Source organism: Salinivibrio proteolyticus (assembly GCF_027286365.1).
Classification (GTDB): Bacteria; Pseudomonadota; Gammaproteobacteria; order Enterobacterales; family Vibrionaceae; genus Salinivibrio; species Salinivibrio proteolyticus.
In genome coordinates, this window is record NZ_CP114584.1 from 2,637,224 (window position 1) to 2,659,633 (window position 22,410).

At 52.1% G+C, this 22,410-nt stretch carries 21 protein-coding genes; 12 read left to right on the forward strand and 9 right to left on the reverse strand.

The features are described 5' to 3' along the window. Positions 1 to 56 precede the first annotated feature (56 nt). Entirely contained in the window at positions 57 to 1,061 is a 1,005-nt protein-coding gene (locus tag N7E60_RS12340) for a GGDEF domain-containing protein (RefSeq protein ID WP_269597617.1), read from the forward strand. A 36-nt stretch (positions 1,062 to 1,097) separates the two neighbouring features. Here the strand turns inward: N7E60_RS12340 and N7E60_RS12345 are convergent, their stop codons facing one another. Next, on the reverse strand, positions 1,098 to 2,471 hold the full coding sequence (locus N7E60_RS12345; RefSeq protein WP_167314850.1) for a PhoH family protein: 1,374 nt from the start codon (positions 2,469 to 2,471) through the stop codon (positions 1,098 to 1,100). A gap of 311 nt (positions 2,472 to 2,782) precedes the next feature. Here N7E60_RS12345 and rapA point away from each other — a divergent pair, with 311 nt between their 5' ends. The 3 genes from rapA (at position 2,783) to N7E60_RS12360 (ending at position 7,527) form a co-directional block, all read left to right on the forward strand. Beyond that, complete coding sequence (gene rapA, locus N7E60_RS12350) at positions 2,783 to 5,692, forward strand: RNA polymerase-associated protein RapA (RefSeq protein ID WP_269597618.1); 2,910 nt, start codon at positions 2,783 to 2,785, stop codon at positions 5,690 to 5,692. Between the two features lie 39 nt (positions 5,693 to 5,731). Then, positions 5,732 to 6,451 carry a bifunctional tRNA pseudouridine(32) synthase/23S rRNA pseudouridine(746) synthase RluA gene (gene rluA, locus N7E60_RS12355; RefSeq protein ID WP_269597619.1) on the forward strand — a complete coding sequence of 240 codons (720 nt, stop codon included), beginning with the start codon at positions 5,732 to 5,734 and terminating at the stop codon, positions 6,449 to 6,451. Between the two features lie 92 nt (positions 6,452 to 6,543). Further along, positions 6,544 to 7,527 carry a D-2-hydroxyacid dehydrogenase gene (locus tag N7E60_RS12360; RefSeq protein WP_269597620.1) on the forward strand — a complete coding sequence of 328 codons (984 nt, stop codon included), beginning with the start codon at positions 6,544 to 6,546 and terminating at the stop codon, positions 7,525 to 7,527. Here N7E60_RS12360 and djlA read toward each other — a convergent pair. After that, on the reverse strand, positions 7,524 to 8,357 hold the full coding sequence (djlA, locus tag N7E60_RS12365) for a co-chaperone DjlA (RefSeq protein ID WP_077455819.1): 834 nt from the start codon (positions 8,355 to 8,357) through the stop codon (positions 7,524 to 7,526). The genes N7E60_RS12360 and djlA overlap by 4 nt on opposite strands. 154 nt (positions 8,358 to 8,511) lie before the next feature. Here djlA and lptD point away from each other — a divergent pair, with 154 nt between their 5' ends. The 6 genes from lptD to apaH are packed head-to-tail and all read left to right on the forward strand — an operon-like array spanning position 8,512 to position 15,215. Then, positions 8,512 to 10,836: an LPS assembly protein LptD gene (gene lptD, locus N7E60_RS12370; RefSeq protein ID WP_269597621.1), complete on the forward strand. Its 2,325-nt coding sequence runs from the start codon at positions 8,512 to 8,514 to the stop codon at positions 10,834 to 10,836. Between the two features lie 54 nt (positions 10,837 to 10,890). Next, complete coding sequence (gene surA, locus N7E60_RS12375; protein ID WP_269597622.1) at positions 10,891 to 12,186, forward strand: peptidylprolyl isomerase SurA; 1,296 nt, start codon at positions 10,891 to 10,893, stop codon at positions 12,184 to 12,186. Further along, positions 12,176 to 13,162: a 4-hydroxythreonine-4-phosphate dehydrogenase PdxA gene (gene pdxA, locus N7E60_RS12380; RefSeq protein ID WP_269597623.1), complete on the forward strand. Its 987-nt coding sequence runs from the start codon at positions 12,176 to 12,178 to the stop codon at positions 13,160 to 13,162. Before surA ends, pdxA begins: the two co-directional genes overlap by 11 nt. Beyond that, positions 13,159 to 13,965, forward strand: a complete 807-nt coding sequence (gene rsmA, locus N7E60_RS12385; protein ID WP_269597625.1) for a 16S rRNA (adenine(1518)-N(6)/adenine(1519)-N(6))-dimethyltransferase RsmA — start codon at positions 13,159 to 13,161, stop codon at positions 13,963 to 13,965. Before pdxA ends, rsmA begins: the two co-directional genes overlap by 4 nt. Positions 13,966 to 13,979: 14 nt before the next feature. Continuing rightward, positions 13,980 to 14,363 (forward strand): Co2+/Mg2+ efflux protein ApaG, encoded by a 384-nt coding sequence (gene apaG, locus N7E60_RS12390; RefSeq protein WP_069589589.1) that lies wholly within the window; start codon positions 13,980 to 13,982, stop codon positions 14,361 to 14,363. Positions 14,364 to 14,384: 21 nt separating this feature from the next. Beyond that, a complete protein-coding gene (gene apaH / locus N7E60_RS12395) occupies positions 14,385 to 15,215 on the forward strand; it encodes a bis(5'-nucleosyl)-tetraphosphatase (symmetrical) ApaH (RefSeq protein WP_269597629.1) in 831 nt (276 codons plus the stop codon). Here the strand turns inward: apaH and folA are convergent. From folA to rplU, 6 genes are all read right to left on the reverse strand, one after another. Further along, positions 15,212 to 15,694: a type 3 dihydrofolate reductase gene (folA, locus tag N7E60_RS12400; protein ID WP_077640573.1), complete on the reverse strand. Its 483-nt coding sequence runs from the start codon at positions 15,692 to 15,694 to the stop codon at positions 15,212 to 15,214. The genes apaH and folA overlap by 4 nt on opposite strands. Positions 15,695 to 15,712: 18 nt before the next feature. Then, positions 15,713 to 16,177, reverse strand: a complete 465-nt coding sequence (locus tag N7E60_RS12405) for a threonine/serine exporter family protein (protein ID WP_077455813.1) — start codon at positions 16,175 to 16,177, stop codon at positions 15,713 to 15,715. Then, positions 16,174 to 16,953 carry a threonine/serine exporter family protein gene (locus N7E60_RS12410; protein WP_069589598.1) on the reverse strand — a complete coding sequence of 260 codons (780 nt, stop codon included), beginning with the start codon at positions 16,951 to 16,953 and terminating at the stop codon, positions 16,174 to 16,176. The genes N7E60_RS12405 and N7E60_RS12410 overlap by 4 nt, the downstream gene beginning before the upstream one ends. Positions 16,954 to 17,153: 200 nt before the next feature. After that, positions 17,154 to 18,317, reverse strand: coding sequence for an Obg family GTPase CgtA (gene cgtA / locus N7E60_RS12415; RefSeq protein ID WP_069589601.1), 1,164 nt, complete (start codon positions 18,315 to 18,317; stop codon positions 17,154 to 17,156). 219 nt (positions 18,318 to 18,536) lie between these two features. Beyond that, the gene (rpmA, locus tag N7E60_RS12420) at positions 18,537 to 18,794 is read right to left on the reverse strand and encodes a 50S ribosomal protein L27 (RefSeq protein WP_069589603.1); all 258 of its coding nucleotides are present in this window, start codon (positions 18,792 to 18,794) and stop codon (positions 18,537 to 18,539) included. Between the two features lie 19 nt (positions 18,795 to 18,813). Continuing rightward, positions 18,814 to 19,125: a 50S ribosomal protein L21 gene (rplU, locus tag N7E60_RS12425; protein WP_069589607.1), complete on the reverse strand. Its 312-nt coding sequence runs from the start codon at positions 19,123 to 19,125 to the stop codon at positions 18,814 to 18,816. Between the two features lie 364 nt (positions 19,126 to 19,489). Here rplU and ispB point away from each other — a divergent pair, with 364 nt between their 5' ends. After that, complete coding sequence (gene ispB / locus N7E60_RS12430) at positions 19,490 to 20,461, forward strand: octaprenyl diphosphate synthase (protein WP_069589608.1); 972 nt, start codon at positions 19,490 to 19,492, stop codon at positions 20,459 to 20,461. An 81-nt stretch (positions 20,462 to 20,542) separates the two neighbouring features. On the opposite strand, the gene mdh is transcribed toward ispB, so the two are convergent. Beyond that, complete coding sequence (mdh, locus tag N7E60_RS12435; protein ID WP_069589609.1) at positions 20,543 to 21,481, reverse strand: malate dehydrogenase; 939 nt, start codon at positions 21,479 to 21,481, stop codon at positions 20,543 to 20,545. 293 nt (positions 21,482 to 21,774) lie between these two features. Between mdh and argR the strand changes: the two genes are divergently transcribed. Next, positions 21,775 to 22,245 carry a transcriptional regulator ArgR gene (argR, locus tag N7E60_RS12440; RefSeq protein ID WP_069589610.1) on the forward strand — a complete coding sequence of 157 codons (471 nt, stop codon included), beginning with the start codon at positions 21,775 to 21,777 and terminating at the stop codon, positions 22,243 to 22,245. The last annotated feature ends 165 nt before the right edge of the window (positions 22,246 to 22,410 follow it).

Sequence of the window (22,410 nt, forward strand, 5' to 3'; positions counted from 1 at the left end):
TCCTCAATTGGCTTCTATACTGACAACAGGAATAGACCCTTTTAAGGAGGCGCTTTGTGCCCGCCAGTAGCATTCAGATACTCGACTCTATCGTCGATTTCACGGCCAAAACTGAAGTTGATGCGATTACCAAGAGCCTACTGACGTCGATCCTTGAGTTAACGCCTGTCAGTGAAGTGGTGTTACTTGATTACTGCTCTGGACTGAATCCCCCTTTCATGGTGCTGGGTACCAATGACAACAGCGCCTTTCAGCAAGAAAATATCGAACAAGTGGATGCACTGCTGGAAGACTGCCTCGAGAGCCAAGAGGTCACCATGCATCAGGCGCACGATCACACCTTGGTTGCTGTCCCTATCTATTACGAAAAAGATGAGGACATTCGCGGTGTCTTATGTGGCCGCGCCGAGCAATTAAACGAGGAACAGCTCGCTATGGTGTCTGGCCTCATTCACATCTATGAGAACTATCAACAAATCATTATGGCCAGTGAGCGAGACAGCTTTACCGGTCTATTCAATCGCAAGGTGCTGACCAAGAAATTGGACCTGATTAGTGATCGCATAGCGCAAGCGCCCGCGGCGATGGACAGCGACTTGGATCAGGCGAGTTATCCTTGGATTTGTATTTTTGATGTCGACCATTTCAAGCAAATTAATGATAACTTTGGCCATGTCTTTGGCGATGAAGTCATTTTGTTGCTCGCGTCTTTAATGCGACAAACCTTTTCTGTCGAAGACACCCTGTTTCGCTACGGCGGGGATGAATTTGTGGTGTTACTTCATCCTTGCACACGCGCCATGGCAGAACAAAAAGCCAATACCTTTATTGCCAATGTCAACGCGCGCGACTTTGGCGCGGCGGAAACCGTGACCATTTCCATGGGCGCAACGCGTATCGATAAAGCGCATCAGAGCACCAGTACCTTATTGGGTAATGCGGATCAGGCGCTTTATCACGCCAAGCAAAACGGTCGCAATCAAGTGGCTTTCTACGAAAGATTGCTGGAAAGCGGCATCATCAAAACCTTTGTTGCCGCCGACGATGTCGAGCTGTTTTAACTGTAGAAAAACACGGCGGCTGAGCCGCCGGTTCGGTTAAAGGTTTTCTTCGGCAAACTCGGCAAGACGACTGCGTACTACCCCATTGAGGTATACGCACGCACTGCCCTCGAAATTTTTAAATCGCTCGACAATGTAAGTCAGCCCTGAGGTGACCGGCGTGAGGTAGGGGGAGTCAATTTGCGCTAAGTTGCCTGAGCAAACCAGCTTAGTCCCTTCACCACAGCGAGTGATAATGGTCTTCAGTTGCGAGGCAGTCAGGTTCTGGCACTCATCCAAGATCACAAACGCATTTTGAATCGAGCGACCACGCATAAAGTTAATCGACTTAAACTGTAAGTTGGCTTTCTCCATGATGTAACGCATCGAGCCATCCGTGCATTCATCATTCATGTGCAGCGCTTCTAACGTATCGGTCACCGCTCCCAGCCAAGGCAGCATTTTTTCCTCTTCTGTGCCCGGTAAATAACCGATCGATTCACCAATATCTGGAGTGTTGCGGGTAACGATGATCTTGTCATACATTCCCTTTTCCACCACCTGTTCTAGCGCGGCGGCCATCGCCAGAATGGTTTTTCCGCACCCTGCCGGCCCGGTCAAAATGGTTAGATCAATGGTCGGGTCCAGTAACGCGTCCATCGCCATGCCTTGGTAGATATTTTTCGGCTTCACATCCCAAGCGGTGCGGTGCATAAGTCGCTCGCGACTAAGGTCTTTAATGATCGCTTTTTCACCATTGATGGCTTGAATGCGTGCCGCGAAATCGTCGCTTTCATCCAACAAGTACTGGTTAACGAACGGCGTTTCCAATAATTCAGACGGTAAGGTGTGGAGGGTATCTGAGCCATACGCTTGGCTATCACATTCCCCGACTTTGTCCCAAAAACTGCCCTCAAAGGTATGAAACCCTTTGGTCAGCAATCGCACATCGTCAATCAATTGATCCGTGCGATAGTCTTCCACATACATCACTCCCGCGCCTTTAGCGCGCAGTCGCATATTAATATCTTTGGTCACCAATACGACTTTGCGTGGTGAGCGTTTGGTTTGTAGATATAGCACCGCATTTAAAATTCGGTTATCGCCAGCCTTGTCAGCAAAGGCGTGTACCGTTTCTTTAATTTCAAAGTCGGCCAGTATCGAAACGGTGCCCGTCGCATCCCCTTTACCGACGGCAATACCCTCGCCGATTTCATCGGGAGTTGCTTCTTTAAAGATATCTTCCAACGCTCGAATCGCGACACGCGCATCTCGTGAGACATCACGCTTGCTGTCTTTGATGCGGTCAAGCTCTTCGAGGACGGTCATGGGGATCACAACATCGTGTTCTTGGAAGGAGTAAATAGCGAAGGGTTCGTGGAGGAGAATATTGGTATCCAATACAAACAGCTTCCGGTCGGCGTCGCCCATAGGCACCTCCTGTGTCGGCAGTTCACTGTCGGTGACAGCGCTTAAGTTAAGCGTAGACCTGGCATTGGGAATTCCCAATCTATTTCGCTGCGCCACGTCACGCTTTTATCTTTGCCGCGTGATAATGACGTTTGTGTGTCAGCGTGACCTTTGCGGGGATTCATTGAGTTTCATCGTGACGCTCCTCACAAGTTCGAGTACTATTGGCGGCCAATTTTTTCAGTGCCACACTGAATAGCACAGTATTTAAACGGCGCCGCTGTCGCGGGGCTGCGTCTTCGACAATCGAGTTAATTCAGAGGTTTTCCCCTATGTCATTTGCGCTTGGACAACGTTGGATCAGTGATACGGAGCATGATCTAGGACTGGGCACCGTGGTGTCTGTTGACGGCCGTACCGTGACCCTAATGTTTCCTGCTAGTGATGAAACACGGCTGTATGCCAGCCACGATGCACCCGTTACCCGGGTGATGTTCAACCCGGGCGATGAGGTGGAAAGCCATGAAGGCTGGACCATGACAGTCTCGCGTGTTGAGGAAGACGACGGGGTATTAACCTATATCGGTACACGCAATGATACTGGCGAAGACGAAGTGTCTCTGCGCGAAATCTTGCTCAGTCACCAGATTCGTTTTAACAAACCGCAAGACAAGCTGTTTGCTGGCCAACTTGATCGCATGGATCGCTTTGCCCTGCGTTATCGTGCGCTGACCAATCAACACCAGCAACTGCGCAGCCCATTACGCGGTTTAACCGGCATGCGTGCCGGCCTGATCCCCCATCAGCTTTACATTGCTCATGAAGTCGGTCGCCGTCATGCGCCACGCGTACTGCTTGCCGATGAAGTCGGCTTGGGTAAAACCATTGAAGCGGGCATGATTATCCACCAGCAGGTACTGGCAGGTCGCGCAGAGCGAGTCTTGATTGTGGTGCCCGAAACCTTGCAGCACCAATGGTTGGTCGAGATGATGCGCCGCTTTAATCTGCACTTCTCAATTTTTGATGAAGAGCGCTGTGTTGAGGCCCTAGCGGATGCCTACAACCCCTTTGATACCCAACAGTTGGTCCTGTGTTCGCTGGAGTTTTTGCGTAAAAATCGCCGTCGTGTCGAACAAGTCTGTGAGACCCACTGGGATCTGCTAGTCGTCGATGAGGCGCATCACCTGTCATGGGCACCGGATGCCCCCAGCCGCGAATACCAAATCATTGAGAGCATCGCCGAACATACACCGGGCGTGTTGCTACTCACTGCCACACCGGAGCAACTTGGCCAACAAAGCCACTTTGCCCGCCTGCGTCTGCTCGACCCAGATCGCTTCTACGATTACGACGCCTTTGTGGAAGAGGCAGCGCAATACGCGCCAGTAGCAGAAGCGGTTGAAGCTTTGCTTGCCGATGCGCCCCTGAGTGATGCGGCACAACATAGCATCCGCACCTTGCTCCAAAGCGACGATTTGGAGCAGCGCTTGGCCCTCATCCACACTGATGATGAGTCGACTCAGCGCGATGCTCGCCAACAGTTAATTGACGATCTCATGGACCGCCACGGGACCGGTCGTGTTCTCTTCCGTAATACTCGTGCAGCAATCAGCGGCTTCCCAACCAGAAAGCTGCACATGCATGCACTTGCTTTACCCAAACAGTATCAAACGGCCATGCGCGTTGCCGAGATGATGGGCGGCCGTCTCGCAGGGGAACAAAAGGCGGTACAAAACCTTTATCCTGAAGACATTTATCAACAGTTCGAAGGCGACAGTGCCAGCTGGTGGGGCTTTGATCCGCGTATCGATTGGTTGCTCGATTACCTGAAAACGCACCGTAACGATAAAGTCTTGATCATTTGTTCACGGGCGCAAACCGCCTTAACCTTAGAGCAGGCGCTGCGTGAGCGCGAAGGCATTCGTGGCACTGTGTTCCACGAAGGCATGTCGATTGTCGAGCGAGACAAAGCCGCGGCTTACTTTGCCCAAGAGGAAGGGGGCGCGCAGGTGTTGATCTGCTCGGAGATCGGCTCAGAAGGCCGGAACTTCCAGTTTGCGCATCAGTTGGTGATGTTCGACTTACCCATGAACCCAGACCTTTTGGAGCAGCGTATCGGTCGTCTTGACCGTATCGGCCAGCAACAAGATATTGCCATTCACGTCCCCTATCTTGAAGGCACCGCGCAAACTATTTTGGCGCGCTGGTATCACGAAGGTCTCGACGCGTTTGAAGATACCTGCCCAACCGGTCGTGCGGTGTTCGAACAATACGGCGAGACCTTACTGACCCTGCTGGCCGCGAACCAACAAGACGACGCCCTCAGCACGCTGATCGAAGACAGCGCTGCCATGAACCAGCGCCTAAAAGCGGAAATGGAGCAAGGTCGCGATAAACTGTTAGAAATGCATTCACATGGTGGGGACGCGGCGAAACAGTTAGCGCAGACGATTGCCGACCAAGATGGCGATACCGGCTTGGTCACCTTTACCTTGGGGCTATTTGATACCATCGGCGTCAACCAAGATGACAAAGGGGAAAATGCGCTGGTAGTCACACCATCAGAACATATGATGGTTCCGAGTTATCCGGGTCTCCCCACCGATGGCTGCACCATCACCTTTGATCGCGATACAGCGCTCAGTCGCGAAGACGTCCAGTTTGTCTCGTGGGAGCACCCTATCGTGCGTGGCGGTATCGACTTGCTACTGAGCGAAAACATCGGCACCACCGCAGTCTCTTTGCTCAAAAACAAAGCGCTGCCGGTGGGCACCTTGTTCCTCGAGCTCATCTATGTGGTGGATGCCCAAGCGCCGAAATCAAGCGGGATTCATCGCTTCTTACCGCAAACGCCGGTACGTGTCTTGCTGGATGCGAATGGCAACGATTTATCCGCCAATGTGGAGTTTGAGGGTTTCCATCGCCAGTTAAGCCCCGTCAATCGCCATTTGGGCAGCAAAATGGTTAACTCGGTACAAAGCCAAGTTCACCGTTTGATTGAAAAAAGTGAGCCTTTAGCTGAAAAAGCACTGGGGGAGATTCAAACCCGTGCCCACCAAGAAATGGAAAGCGAGCTGACCCAAGCCTTGGCGCGTTTAGAGGCACTCAAAACCGTCAACCCCAATATCCGTGATGATGAGTTGGATGCCCTACGCGAGCAAATCAGCACCCTTTCACATCACATTCAACACGCGCAGATTGAATTGGACGCCTTGCGTCTGATTGTGGTCAGTCATCAATAATTAAGCGTTAGGCGGGGCCAGCCGGCCCCGATATATCCTATGGCAATGACAGAATACCATCCCCCCACCGAACCTTGGCTTGATATTCTCTATCAAGATGCGGATTTGGTGGTGATCAATAAACCCAGCGGTTTACTGGCCAACCCTGGCCGCGATCCAGCCCACTACGATAGTGCGTGGTCACGGGTGAAAGACGCCTTTCCCGCAGCGGAGCTGGTCCATCGCTTAGATATGTCGACGTCTGGTGTGATGGCCTTTGCCGCCCACAAAGAGGCTGAGCGAAACCTTAAGGCCCAGTTCCGAGATCGTATTCCGACCAAACTTTACTACGCCGAAGTCTGGGGGCATCCTGCTGATCATGAAGGGCACATTGATTTGCCGCTGATTTGTGATTGGCCTAACCGCCCGCGCCAAAAGGTCTGCTTTGAGCATGGGAAGCCATCGCAGACACACTATCGCTGCTTAAACACCTTCCCTAAGACCAGTTTGATGGCCTTGTACCCGCTGACAGGGCGCTCGCACCAGCTTCGTGTGCACATGCAATCGTTGGGACATAGCATCGTTGGCGATGAGTTTTACGCCTCTCCAGAGGCACTCGACTATGCCTCTCGCCTTCATTTGCACGCGGCCGAGCTGAGTTTATTGCACCCAACAACCGGCGACGTCATGCATTTTCACGCCCCCTGTGAGTTTTACCCCACGATGCCCACTAATCGACTTGCCGATGAGTATCAGCTGGCCTCACCCAGCGCGACCTAGCCCCCCGAATTGCCCTCGCGTTCGCTGAAACGATTGCACAATGTGACGATATTTCGCACCCTAGAGCCATGGATTGAGACACGGAGATCAACATGGCTCAGCGTACCCCCGTCAATATCGTCTTTCTCGACCGTAACACCATTCCAGCCCATATTGTGCTGCCCACACCTCGCTCACCCCATCACTGGCAAGCCTATGGTGAAACACAGCCTGATGAGGTCGTGTCGCGTTTGCAAGAGGCCGAGATCGCCATCACCAATAAAGTGGTCATTGATGAGACGGTGCTCGCCGCCTGTCCTCAACTCAAACTGATTGCGGTCGCCGCGACTGGCGTCAACAATGTGGATTTGGCTGCATGCCGTGCGCGCGGTGTGCAAGTCTGTAACGTCCAAGGTTATGCCACTCAATCGGTACCTGAACACGTCATCGCCCTGATCTTTGCACTTAAACGTCAATTGCTCGGCTACCACCTCGACGTCCAACATGGCGCATGGCAAAAACATGGTCAGTTTTGCTTTTTTACTCACCCAATCGGCAGCGTAGCCGGCAGTAAACTAGGGATTATCGGTAAAGGGGCTTTAGGCGAAGCCGTTGCACGTTTGGCACGCGCAGTCGGCATGACAGTCATGTTTGCTGAGCACCGCGGAGCCACCCATTGCCGAGAGGGTTATGTACCCTTTGATGAGGTGATCAGCCGCGCCGATATCCTCTCGTTACACTGCCCGTTAAATCCGAACACAGAAGCTTTAATTAACCGTGATGTCCTCGCCTGCATGCCAAACCATGCCTTATTGATCAATACAGGACGTGGCGGGTTAGTTGATGAACACGCGCTCCTCGACGCCCTAAAAACCGGTCAAATTGGTGGCGCCGGACTAGATGTGCTGAGTGAAGAGCCAGCCCCTGATAATCACCCGCTTATCACCGCATCACTGCCGAATTTAATCGTTACTCCTCACATTGCATGGGGAGCAGATGAAGCGGTGAATCGGCTCAGCCAGCAACTGATGGATAACATTGATGGCTATCTGCAAGGCACACCACAGCACACCTTAATTAACACGGCCGCCCGCTAAATATCGCGGGCTTTTTTAATCACATCGTAAGCTTTTTGAATTTCTTGTGCTTTTTCTTTCGCCAATTCCATCATCTCAGGGGGTAACCCCTTAGCCATCAGCTTGTCAGGATGGTGTTCATTCATCAACTTACGGTACGCTTTCTTCAATTCCTGAGCAGAGGCGGAGGCATCCACGCCGAGTACTTCATAGGCATCATCCACCTCACGTTGACGCGGTGGCGCTCCCGCCCCACCCGCGTGCTGGTGCCAATCCCCTTGGTAACCTTGGCTAAAGCGAAACGCGGCTTCTTGCATGCGTAGACGTTGCTCAAGTTGCTGCGCGGAAAAACCCAACCCCTCAGCAATGATATACAGTAACTCACGCTCTTTCGGGTGCAGCTCTCCATCTGCAAACGCCGCTTGTACCTGCACTTCAAGGAAAAAGCTAAGCAGATCCCGCCGCCCTTGGCTTAACGCCCGGATCCCATTTAGAGTCTCTTGGAGCGGGAAATCACTGCCTTTTCCTTCACGAAAGGCGTCTTGCGCGGATTGCCTCGCCGCCCCATGCAATTGCATGCGATCCATAATCAAGCTGGCTAGACGAATCTCTTCCTGTGTGACCTGCCCCTTAGCCTTTGCCACATGTCCCATCACGGCAAAGGTGCCATGAAAAAAGACGCGCTGCGCCTCGGCACCTTGAGCACCGAAACCGCCACCAAAACCGCCCAGTGAGGCGCGTTGCTTGGCTTTATCAAACTGATGACCTAAGAACAGGCCAAGAAAAAAACCGAATGGGCCTCCCAGTAAAATGCCGAGAAAAGCGCCAATTACCTTGCCATATAGTTGCATGCCATGGTCTCATTGCTGGTTTCACACCCTGCACATTTACAGGTGATGCTGGGCGTAAATTGATTTATGATAATCGCATTTTGCAGCCAAAGCATACTGATGCGTTGCCTTCGTGTACACCACGCTATCAGATAAAACAGGAATGTCTTCTTCAATGTCACCGACTGCACGCAGCTTTTTAGCCACCATGATTAGCCTGGCGCTCTATGGCCCAGCGCTTGCTTTTGCCAATGCGGACTCCGCCGACACACCTTGCCCGGACAGCGAGGCGCGGTGTATTCCTCCCAGTGAACAAACGCAAGATGTGAACAACGCCCCAATTCGCGTTGTGGCTGATCGCGCCGAAGCCCAATCCAACGAAAAAGCCATTTACAGCGGCAACGTTGAGGTTACCCAAGGGCATCGTAAAATGACCGCGGATACCGCTACGCTGCGCGACCCTGAGCGTATTGTCACCGCCCAAGGCGATGTGGTCTTCAATGATGGGCAAATGATGGTGACCTCAGATTACCTGCAGGCCAACCTTGACACGGAAGACACCACACTAAATAACGCACAGTACAAAATGCTGTGTACACCGGGGCGCGGTGAAGCTAAGCGGGTGTTTAAAAACGGAACCACCTTCTATGAAATGGAAGACGGTACCTTTACCACCTGTCCGGATGAAGATAAAAGCTGGCGCTTTTCGGCCTCGAAAATCGAAAAAGAAGAAGACAGCCTGTTTGCCGACTTGTATCACCCCAAATTTGAGGTGATGAATGTGCCCGTCTTTTATCTGCCTTATTTGCGTGTACCGGTCGAGGATGGGCGCTTAACGGGTTTCCTCTATCCATCGGTGTCGTGGAGTGATCGCGACGGGGTTGAGCTAGAAACCCCATTTTATTGGAATATTCACCCACAACTTGATGCCACTATCACGCCAAAATACATGTCGGAGCGTGGCGTTCAGCTTAACACCAATATTCGTTATTTAGCGCCATTCGGATACGGCTCGTTATATTCCGAGTACCTCCCTGACGACCAGCTCAATCCTGAATTGGATGAGCGTTGGGGCTTTAACTGGAAACACAGTGGCGTCCAAGGTCACTGGCGCTATGAGGCCGATTACAGCAAAGTCAGCGATATTGCTTACTTTCAGAATATCGACTCCGATGTGGGTAAACGGGAAGACAACACCTTGCTACAAACCGGCGAAATCAGCTATCGCGGGTTAGATTGGAATAGCACGGTACGTGTCCGAGATTTCCAAGCACTGACTGAGAATACCAGCGTCTATCGCCTCATGCCGCAGGTGGATCTCAATTACTATGCGCCGCAAACCTTGGGCTGGGCGGATATTAGCTTGCCCGCACAATTGAGCGTGTTTGCCAGTGATGACCCGAACAAACCCGAAGCCACCCGGACCCATTTGGCGCCGACCTTGAGCATTCCCTTCACGCGTCCTTGGTTTAGCGCCACCGCCGAAGCGAGCATGCTCTACACCCATTATGATCAGCGCTTTGATAACGCCTCACCGGATGCGGAGTCGACCGCCAAACTGAGTAAGTCAGTCGAGCGGAAGATCCCCACATTGCGGTTACACTCAGGGCTGGTGCTTGAACGTAATTTCTGGGCGATGGGGAGCAACTTTAGTCAAACCCTTGAGCCACAAGTGCAGTACTTGTATATCAAGGATGTCAACCAAAGTGATATCTACAACCCGGTGAACTACAACGGGGGCGGCTATGATACTGCGCGCTTACAAACCGACTACTATGGCCTGTTCCGCGGTAATCAGTTCAGTAGTATCGACTTTATCAACCCCGCTAACCAGCTTACCTACGGGGCAACCACGCGCTTTTATGACAGCGGTTATAAAGAGCGCTTTAACCTGTCGTTTGGTCAGATCTATTATTTTGATCGTTCCTCGGATGAGGATGTAGATGCGTTCGACTATTCCGCGTGGGCGCTCGAGGGGGAAGCCAATTTTAACGACAACTTCTTTGTTCGCGGCTCCATGCAGTACGACAGCAACTTAAGTGAGTTGCAATTCGGTAATGCGATTGCGGAATACCGTCAGGATGGCTTTTACGCGCAAACCAGCTATCGTTACGTGGCGCAGGAGTACATAGTATCGACCTTGCCAAACCGAGATATCAGCAAGCTAACGGACGATGGATTGTCGCAAGCAGGTGTCGTGACAGGCTTCCCACTTTGGAACGGGCTGAGCTTTAACGGGCAATACTGGCGCGATCTGACCCAAGATGTCATGCTGGAAAACCAGTTTAGCCTGACTTACCGCTCTGACTGCTGGGTCATTGGGCTGAGCTACAATGAGTACTTGCTCTCGCGCTCTAACATCAACAGCGATCCTGAATACGACAACAACGTCACCCTCTCGTTTAGTCTGCTAGGTCTCGGCGCACAAAGCGGTTTCAACTTCAGTACAGACTCAGGAAACGCCCTTGGCTACCGCGATCCTTTTGCGCTGAAGAACTAACACGGCACACTGTGGTCTGGACAGTAGAACGATTTTTAAAGAAGTGGACAAAGCATGAACAAATGGAGTCACGCCCTCATCACTGGCGTTTTAGTGTTGCTTACACCTTTTTCCCACGCAGCACCCAAAGAGCTGGATCGCGTGGTCGCTGTAGTTAACGACGGGGTCGTGCTGAACAGTGATATGGAAGCCATGCGTCGTACCGTGACGCTGAACGCACAACAAAATGAGCGTCAACTGCCACCAGCCTCCGTGCTGGAAGAGCAAATGCGCGAACGCTTAATTGTCGAAGAGCTGCAATTACAAGAAGCGAAGCGTTTAGGCATTCAAATTGACGATAGCCAGCTACAACAGGCAATTACTAATATCGCCAAAGAACAGTCGCTGAGCCTCGATGAGCTGCGCAAACAAGTTAGCGCGCAAGGCACCTCTTGGGCGCAATACCGCGAACAAGTGCGCCGCGAGCTGACCATTTCAGAAGCACGCAATGCCCAAGTGCGTCGTCGGATCAGCATTTTGCCTCAAGAAGTCGAATCCTTGGCCAAGCAGCTGAACGAACAGCAACTGCAAAAAGTGCGCTACAAGCTGTCTCACATCCAACTAAAGCTGGATGATGACGCGGATAAAGCCACGCGCGAAGCCGTGAAAAAGCAAGTTTTTGAGCTTGTCGACAAACTGCGCCACGGTGGAAAAGTTGCCGATTTGGCCATGGCATACTCGAAAGGGCCGAAAGCGCTCGACGGGGGAGATTGGGGCTGGCTACGTTTAGAGGAAATGCCGACCATCTTTGCCGACCAGATCAGTAACCAAGGGAAAGGTGCCATTATTGGTCCCTTCCGCAGTGGTGTGGGCTACCATATTCTTAAAATCACCGATGTAGAAGGACTCGAGACCGTCGCGGTGACTGAGGTTAAAGCGCGTCATATTTTGATTAAGCCATCAATCGTCCTTAGTGACAAAGGTGCGCAAAAAGAGCTGAATGACATCATCGCCCAGATCAAACGGGGTGATCAGAGTTTTGCCGATTTAGCTAAACAGTACAGTGATGACCCAGGCTCGGCCGTCAATGGGGGTGACTTAGGCTGGTCAACCACAGATGTCTATGTCCCTGCCTTTAAAGCCAAAGTGGATGCCCTTCCACAAGGCCAGATCAGCGAGCCATTCAAAACGGTACATGGCTGGCATATTGTTGAAGTCACCGACCGTCGCGAAGTGGATAAAACCGATGCAGCGGTGAAAAACCGAGCCTATCGTATGCTGTTTAACCGCAAGTTTAACGAAGAAGCACAAGCATGGTTGCAAGAGTTACGCGCCGGTGCGTACGTTGAGGTACTCGGCGATGACCGTTAAGCGTATTGCCATCACTCCGGGAGAGCCTGCGGGGATTGGCCCTGATTTAATTTTAGCGATGGCACAACATCCTTGGCCACACCAACTGGTGGTGGTGGCCAATCGAGACATGTTGGCAGCACGCGCCAAGACACTTGGTCTATCAGTGACGCTTGAGCACTACGACGCCACGCAGCCAGCCACGCCACACCAAGCCGGTACGCTGATTGTCGAAGATATACCGCTCGGCGCGCCTGTGGTAGCGGGCAACTTAGATGAAGCCAATGGCCGCTACGTGCTTGAAACACTGACACGCGCCGCTGAAGGAAATCTCAACGGTGAATTTGCTGCCATTGTCACTGGCCCCGTTCACAAAGGCATTATCAACCGTGCTGGTGTTTCATTTAGCGGTCATACTGAGTTTTTTGCTCAACACGCGAACGTCAATCAGGTCGTGATGATGCTGGCCACTGAAGGCTTGCGTGTCGCACTCGTGACTACCCATATCCCACTCGCCTACGTCGCCAAAGCGATCACCCGAGAGCGCCTGCATGACGTGATTGCGATTTTGCATCAAGACTTGCAAGAGAAATTCGCCATCAAGCAGCCGCGTATTTATATCTGTGGTCTCAACCCGCACGCTGGGGAAGACGGCTGTCTTGGTCGCGAAGAAATTGACATCATTGAACCTGCGCTCGACGAGTTACGCGAGCAAGGGATGGACTTGGTCGGACCGCTCCCTGCTGATACGCTTTTCCAAGAGAAATATCTGCAAGATGCCGATGCTGTACTGGCGATGTATCACGACCAAGGCTTACCTGTGTTAAAATTCAAAGGATTTGGGCGCTCAGTGAATATCACCTTGGGTCTCCCTTTTATCAGAACATCAGTAGATCATGGTACCGCACTGGATTTAGCAGGTACTGGTACGGCGGATACAGGAAGCCTGCGGACGGCCATCTCCCACGCCATTGAATTAGTAGATAGCAAAGCATGAGCGATAAAGTCCACCAAGGCCACCGCGCCAGAAAACGTTTCGGACAAAACTTCCTAAACGACCCTTACATCATTGACGGCATTGTTTCGGCCATCAATCCGCAATCCGGTGAAAATCTGGTTGAGATTGGTCCGGGACTGGGCGCGTTGACTGAGCCTGTCACTGAGCAAGTGGATCATTTAAACGTGGTCGAGCTTGACCGTGATCTGGCCGCCCGCCTGCGTAGCCACCCATTTATGGCCAGCAAGTTAACCGTTCACGAAGCGGATGCGATGCAGTTTGATTTTGCCGAGCTTGCCAAGCAAGGGCCTTTGCGGATTTTCGGTAATCTGCCTTATAACGTATCAACCCCTTTGATGTTCCATCTGTTTTCATTTGCAGGCCATGTGCAAGACATGCACTTTATGTTGCAAAAGGAAGTGGTAAACCGCTTGGCGGCGGGTCCAGGAACCAAAGCGTACGGTCGATTGACCGTTATGGCGCAATATTACTGTCAGGTCATTCCGGTACTAGAAGTCCCACCCAGCGCGTTTAAACCTGCGCCTAAAGTGGACTCGGCTGTGGTTCGCCTCATCCCACACAAAACGTTGCCGCACCCTGCAACGAGCATGCAATGGTTAGAGCGCGTTTGTCGTGAGGGCTTCAACCAACGCCGTAAAACCATACGTAACGGTTTCAAATCCTTGGTGAGTGTGGACACACTGACTGAGCTCGGTATTGACCCTAGTTTGCGACCGGAGCATTTGACGCTGGCGCAGTTTGTCAACTTGGCAAACTGGCTGGACGCCAACCATCAACAATAAACAGGAGCCTTGACTTGCAAGCCACCGATAACCCGCAATTCGAGATTAATATCGCGACCCAATACGTCGAAGATCAATCCGAACCGGACAACGAGCGCTTTGTGTTTTCTTACACCGTCACCATTAAAAACCAAGGTGATGCGCCCGCACAGTTGATGCGACGCAAGTGGTTAATCACAGATGCCAACGGTAAAGAGCTCGAGATTGAGGGCGAAGGCGTGGTGGGAGAGCAACCCAGTATTGCCGCGGGAGAAAAGTATACCTATACCAGTGGCACCATCATTGAAACGCCTGTGGGCGTGATGCAGGGTTTCTATACCATGCAAGATCAAGCCGATAACCAGTTTAAAGTGGAAATTGAGCCGTTCCGCCTCGCGCTCCCTAACATTCTTCACTAACGTCCCTCAAGGAGGCCACACATGGCTACCTATCTTATCGGGGATATTCAAGGTTGTTACCAAGAACTACGCGCGCTGTTGGCGCGCGTTGATTTCTCCCCCGCTCACGATACCCTCTATGTCGCGGGTGATTTGGTCGCTCGCGGGCCGGACTCCTTATCCGTGTTGCGCTATCTTCATGGGCTCGGCGCGTCAGCCAAGATAGTCCTTGGCAACCACGACCTGCATCTATTAGCCGTTGCACACGGGATTAAACCGGCCAAGCCAAAAGACCGTACCCAGCCGATCCTCGACGCGCCAGACCGAGAAACATTGCTTCAATGGTTAGCGGCTCAGCCTCTGTTAATCGACGAATCAGCGCGAGACGACGGTGGCTTTTTGCTGACCCACGCGGGGATTAGCCCACAATGGGATAAAGCGACGGCTGTCGCCTGCGCGCGTGAAGTCGAAGCCATACTGCACAGCAATGAGCAAGCGTGGTTATTACGACATATGTATGCGGATCAACCCGATCACTGGGAGGATACGCTGGAAGGCCTGCCTCGCTACCGCTATATCATTAATAGTTTGACCCGGATGCGATTTTGCTGGCCCGATGGTCGCCTCGATATGCAATGCAAGCTACCTCCCGCGAAAGCGGCAGATACTGGTCTCATCCCTTGGTTTGAGGTGGCGCGCCAACAACCACTGGGATACGCGATTGTGTTTGGCCATTGGGCGGCTTTAGGGGGAACCATCCAGCCCGGCTTATACGGGCTGGATACAGGCTGTGTTTGGGGCGGTGAGTTAACCTTGCTGCGTTGGGAAGACAAGGTTTGCTTTACCCAACCAGCGCTCAATAACGGTGCTTAACCACGCTCCCAAACCGTAAAAGTCAGTGGGTAGGCGTTTTTCTCGTCCGGTGCATGAGTTTCACTGGCCACTTGCGTCCACCCTTCACCCCAATCGGGGAAACGAGTATCGCCTTCAACATGGGTGTCGATAAAGGTGAGATACAAGCGATCCGCGCGCGGTAAAAACGCGTCATAAATGGTCCCACCGCCAATCACCATCACCTCAGCCACATCGCCCACCGCGGCCAGCGCCTGCTCAGGTGAAGCGACCACGGTCACGCCGTCTGGTTGATAGTCAGGATCGCGGCTGATCACAATATTGGTACGCTTTGGTAAAGGGCGGCCAATCGACTCAAAGGTTTTACGCCCCATCACCACAGGATGCCCTAGGGTGGTGCGCTTAAACCACGCTAAATCAGCCGGCAAATGCCAAGGCATCTGGTTATCTTTTCCAATTACTCGGTCTTTTGCCATTGCGGCAATTAAGCTGACTCGCATTACGCTGGCCTCATTGAATTAAATCACTGGTCGGCGACGATAAAATAATAACCCCGGCATCGCAAGACCAATGGCTAATGCGGCCAAGATAAACCCAGCGCTAATCAAATTCTCCATCAAACTGGCCCACAAGGCCGGCGTGTATCCTTGGTTATTGATAGTCACCAAGGCGATCATCGCTTTAAACGCGTAAACGCCGGGGATCATGGGAATGATGGCGGCGACGGTAAATACCTTAGGATGGGCCAGAAAGCGCTGAGACCAATACACCCCTAAAAACCCGATGGTGGTGGCGCCCGCGAGCGTCGCCCACTCGATAGCCATACCCGACTCCATCAACACAAACCTTAGCCCATGACCAATCGCCCCGCCGTAAGCGCAGTATTTGAGCGCCTTGGCTGGCACATTGAAGACCAAGGCAAACCCCACTGCGGGGATCATGGCAAAAAACATATCTTCCAATAGGGCAAGCAGCAAACTCATAACCACCCCCATGCACCGACAAGATTCATCGCCCCGACAATGCCGAGCGCGGTGGCGAGGGTCAGTAACGACGCCATGGTCCAGCGTGCAATCCCCATATCGACAAACCCTTTCACCATGTCAGAGACCGCGTTAATGAGCGGATAACCCGGTACCAACATCAACACCGACGATGCCATGATCAGAAAAGGTTCATTGCCCCAATTCATCACCGTCCCCACGCTTGAAATTAAGGTGGTCACCATGGCGGTAAGCGCAAACGTGAGCAAAGGATTAAACTGACGGTGGGCAAGTAGTTGGCGCACACGCATGCCGCACGCCGATGCGACAAAGGTTAAGGCAAAGATAACCGCATCACCACCGGCCAACCGGCTAAACGCGGCACAGGAAAGCCCTATCATGCCCACCACTAGCCAAGGAGGATAACGATGAGGCTTGATGCGGGTGAGACGCTTACGCACCGCTGGCGCGTCGAGAATGCCCTTTTCCGCAAGGATCACCGTGCGCTGAATATCCGTTACCACCTGCATATTGATCCCGCGGTCGGGGCACTGTCTCGCAGTGGTAATGCAATGGCCGCGGTTCAAGGTGGTGACCACCAATGAACTGGCTGATAGCGCGAGCTCGACACTGTCTAGCCCCAACGCTTTGCCCAAGCGAATGCTAACATCGCTCACCAGTTTACTCTCTGCACCATGTTGCAAAAGTCGCTGCCCGACTTCTATGACCAAACGTGAAATCGCACGCTGTTCTGGTTCGGTTAACCGTCTCGTCACCCGCTATCCCTCTCGCCTTTATCTACTGTCGCAGTATTGATGAATAACTGCTTAAAATCTTTGATGCAAATAAAACACCTCCGATTTCCTTGTCGGAATTGGGCAGCGTACCTTTTTCTGCGCTCAGCCAATACAGCGGCGATCAAACATGGCGACGATAGGCATAAAAAAACCGCTGCTCGTGAGCAGCGGTTGTCAGATTAAGGCTTGTAGATGATTTCGACGTCGTAGTCGTCTTCATCCCAATCGTCCCAATCATCATCGTCATCGTCCGATTGATTGAGTTTCTTCTCGTGGTAATCATCCCACTTGAAGGCCACCGTTTCATCCTCTGGTTCAACCTCTGGCGTCGGTGCCGGTAAGGTATCAATAAAGCCCATCAGATCGTAAATCAGTGGCTGGACGTTCGCCTTGTTGATCGCAGAGATCGCGTAATATTTATCATCCCACGCGAGCGCCTCTAACACACGATCGATTTGCTCTTGCGCCTGCTCTTCTGGCATGAGGTCGACTTTGTTAAAGACCAACCAACGCGGCTTATCTGCCAGCTTCTCACTGTATTGGTTTAACTCATCAATGATGGTAAACGCGTTGTCGACCGGATCGGTACCATCCACAGGCATCAGATCAATCATGTGCAACAGGACACGGCAGCGCTCAAGGTGTTTCAAGAAGCGAATACCCAGTCCCGCGCCATCGGCAGCCCCTTCAATCAGGCCCGGAATATCCGCCACGACAAAGCTTTTATCGGCAGCGACACGGACCACGCCAAGGCTTGGCACCAAGGTGGTAAAGGGGTAATCAGCGACCTTTGGCTTAGCGGCCGACACCGCGCGAATAAAGGTTGATTTACCCGCATTCGGCAAGCCTAACATGCCCACATCGGCGAGGAGCAACAGCTCTAGGCGCAGCTGACGGACTTCCCCTTTAGTCCCCATGGTTTTTTGGCGTGGCGCGCGGTTGACGGATGATTTGAATCGGGTATTACCCAACCCATGGAAGCCGCCTTTTGCCACCATGACTTTCATGCCATGTTGGGTCAAATCGGCAATCACTTCACCGGTATCTTCATCGACAGCACGGGTACCAACAGGCACATTCAGCACCAAATCATCACCGCGTTTGCCGGTACAGTTACCACCGCGACCATTTTCACCACGCCCTGCGGCATGAAAGCGCTCGAATTGGTAATCAATCAGGGTGTTAAGGTTCTCGTCGGCGAGCAGGTATACATCACCGCCATCGCCACCGTCGCCGCCATCTGGGCCCCCTTTGGGCACATACTTTTCACGTCGGAAGCTGACGGTACCATTGCCGCCGTCACCCGCGTCTACGCGAATTATCGCTTCATCTACAAACTTCATGCTAACTTCTCCGCACCAGCGGCCAGAAACATCTCGTTCCCGGACTGCTAGCCTTATCCCAGATTGGTGTGTGGCGATCTTATCGATCTTAGGATCAATTTTCAGCCTTGGCTGACTTTCTGCTTACCGTGGATTGGCGGCGGCTCGACGAGGGATCACCAGACACAATAAAAAGCCCCGCCAAGTGGCAGGGCTTCAAAATTCGCTTGGCGTTGAAACTTATTCAGCTTCGATAGTAACGAATTTACGGTTCTGAGGACCTTTAGTCTCGAACTTCACTTTACCGTCGGTCAAAGCGAATAGAGTGTGGTCTTTACCGCAACCTACGTTAGTACCTGCGTGGAATTTAGTACCACGCTGACGCACGATGATGTTACCTGCTAGAACAGACTCACCACCGAAACGCTTAACACCTAGACGTTTACTTTCTGAATCGCGGCCGTTTTTAGTAGAACCGCCAGCTTTTTTGTGTGCCATCTCTTCTCTCTCCTAACTCTTAAGCGCTGATGCCAGTGATTTTCACTTCAGTGAACCACTGACGGTGGCCCATTTGCTTGCGAGAATGTTTACGACGACGGAATTTGACGACTTTCACTTTATCGCCACGACCGTGGGTAACAACTTCCGCTGTTACTTTACCGCCACTAACAAATGGCGCGCCAACTTTAACGTCTTCGCCGTTTGCTACTAGCAGCACGTTGTCAAATTCAACACTTTCGCCAGTTTCAACGTCTAGCTTTTCCAAGCGAATAGTCTGGCCTTCGCTTACTCGGTGTTGCTTACCACCACTTTGGAAAACTGCGTACATGGTTTACTCCGCATTTCCGCACGGCCTACTGCGTTTAATATTTGAGCAGTAAGGGGTGCGCATATAATTCATCAATAGGGCGCGAATTCTACGGTAGAAATTGATTTGAGGCAAGAGGGGATCGCAAGAAAATTGGTGAAAAGCTGCTCAGCATAGATTCCCACACTTTTTGCAGGCCTGAGAGCTATCTCGTCGCACGTGATTTGGTGTACCATTGATACCTTAAACACCCGCGCTAACGCCGATACTGACCCTGAAAGCACGCCAACGCTGATACGTCATGCGTCTTTCATCCATCACGTCGTAGAAACGTGCAGTTTTGTGGCGGCAAGCAAGCAACTAGGACAAAGCCCGGATTTTATTCATGGATTTCAAATCAATCCAAGCCTTGATCAGTGATGACATGGCGCAGGTCGATCAAAAAATACTGGCTCAACTCAATTCTGACGTCGCGCTTATTAACCAACTTGGCTTTTACATCGTAAACAGCGGGGGTAAGCGCTTACGCCCTATGTTGGCGGTTCTTGCGGCGAGAGCCCTTGGGTATCAAGGTGAAAAACACACCACAGCGGCCGCGTTTATTGAGTTTATTCATACCGCTACCTTGCTTCATGATGATGTGGTCGATGAATCGGATTTGCGCCGTGGCAATGCAACGGCCAATGCCATGTTCGGTAATGCCGCCAGTGTGCTGGTCGGCGACTACATCTACACCCGCTCATTCCAAATGATGACCAGTTTGCGCTCATTGAAGATATTGGATCTGATGAGTGAGGCCACCAATGTGATTGCCGAAGGGGAAGTGCTGCAGTTAATGAACTGTAACGACCCGAATACCACCGAAGCGAGCTACATGCAGGTGATCTACTCTAAAACCGCACGTCTTTTTGAGGCAGCGACCCAGGTCGGGGCCATTCTCAACGACGCGGATCCAGAGACAGAAAAAGCCTTCCAAGATTATGGCCGCTATTTGGGAACGGCGTTTCAGCTGATTGATGATGTCATGGACTACACCAGCGCGGATGACGAAATGGGCAAGCATGCCGGCGATGATCTAGCCGAAGGGAAACCGACGCTCCCCCTGCTGCATGCGATGCAACACGGCACTGAGCATCAATCGGCTATGATCCGCGAAGCCATTGAGAAAGGGAATGGACGGGACAAACTCGAGACGATTTTGGCCTGCATGGACCAATGTGGCTCCTTGTCCTATACCCGTGAGCGTGCAGAGCAAGAATCAGAAAAGGCGATTCGCGCCCTAGATGGTTTAGCGGATTCGGATTACAAGGCCGCCTTAGTCGCGTTGGCAAAATTGGCGGTTAACCGGAATAAGTAACCACAAGCGTCTATCGCTATTTAGCGACAAGCAAGCATAAAAAACGGCGCATATCGCGCCGTTTTTTCATCGATGAAGGGGCTATTTCGCCGCGAATTCTTCACCCATTTGAATGTCTTTACGCAAGGTGTCGAGCATATCGTCCATAGCTTTTTGCTCAAACGCGCTCAGCTCACCGATGCTCAAGATTTCTTCCACACCGTTTTTACCCAGCCGCACCGGTTGGGCAAAGAAGCGCGCGTGCTGACCATCGCCTTCCACGTAGGCACACTCCACTACATTTGACTCACCTTGTAGCGCGCGCACTAGAGATAGGCCGAAACGGCACGCTGCTTGCCCCATCGACAAGGTCGCAGAGCCGCCACCTGCTTTGGCTTCGACAACTTCCGTGCCCGCATTTTGGATACGTGGCGTAAGTGCTGCGACTTCTTCGTCAGTAAAGCTCACTCCTTTCACCTGAGACAGCAAAGGCAAAATGGTAACGCCTGAGTGACCGCCGATCACCGGAATGGAAACCTCACGAGGATCCATGCCTTTTAGCTCACCAATAAAGGTTTCAGAGCGAATCACATCCAAGGTGGTGACGCCGAACAATTTGTTTTTATCGTAGACGCCTTTGGCTTTGAGGACATCCGCTGCAATCGCCACTGTCGTGTTCACTGGGTTGGTGATAATACCGACACACGCTTTCGGGCAAACATCGGCAATTTTTTCCGCCAAGGACTTAACAATACCGGCGTTTACGTTGAACAGATCTGAGCGGTCCATGCCTGGCTTACGGGCGACGCCAGCAGAAATCAAGACCACGTCCGCGCCTTCCAGCGCTGGGGTTGGGTCTTCACCGCTGTAGCCTTTAATAGAAACCGGGGTTGGGATATGGCTTAAATCCACAGCTACCCCAGGGGTAACCGGTGCGATATCGTACAGAGCCAAGTCGGAACCCGCTGGCAGGTTATTTTTTAGCAGTAGGGCTAACGCCTGACCAATGCCTCCCGCGGCGCCAATCACAGCAACTTTCATGTCGTTCTCCTTTCGATATTTCTTATAGTCCGGATCCGGTCCGGCTTCTGTTCGGGCACAAATCGCCACGTAATGGTGCGAACTGTGGGCTCATCATATGCCCGCCTATGCGTGCACTCAAGCGTCAAGCGGTGATGATCAGCCAAAGCTCTCATTTTTCTTTTTGCTGCGTTGAAATCGCGTGAATCGAGTTAGGAACAGTGATGCTGTCGCCAATTTGTGGGGTCAGCAATTGCCCTTCGGTGAATGTATATGCAAAATAGCCACTCGTTTGTCATTGCGAGTCAGCCGTCATGCGTAACTCAGAAAAACAAGACCAATTGGTTCGGGCGTTTAAAGCCATCCTCAAAGAAGAAAAGTTCAGTTCTCAGGGCGAGATCGTGGAAGCCTTACGTGCTCAAGGATTTGAGGGCATTAACCAGTCGAAAGTGTCGCGCATGTTGACCAAGTTCGGCGCTGTACGTACCCGAAATGCCAAGATGGAGATGGTGTACTGCCTTCCTATCGAATTGGGCGTGCCGACCACGGGCAGCGCATTGCGCGAGCTGGTGATGGAAATCGACTATAACGAAGCGGTTGTCGTCATTCACACTGGTCCAGGCGCGGCACAATTAATTGCCCGTTTACTGGACTCTCTTGGCAAGGCAGAAGGGATTTTGGGCGCCGTCGCTGGGGATGACACCATCTTTATCACACCAACCCGTGGCACCACCACAGAGGCACTTTTTGAAGCCGTCTGTGACCTGTTTGAATACCACTACTAATCTTTTTATCAGGCAGCGTGGTTCCGCTGCCTGTCTATCTTTTCCCCTCTTTGCTACACACCTTTTCACACAAAAGCGATAACATCCTTTTAATTTTTCTTTATCGCTCTGTTACTATCGGCGTTTGACCGCCAACAAACGATTAACGCATTGGCCACCCATCGG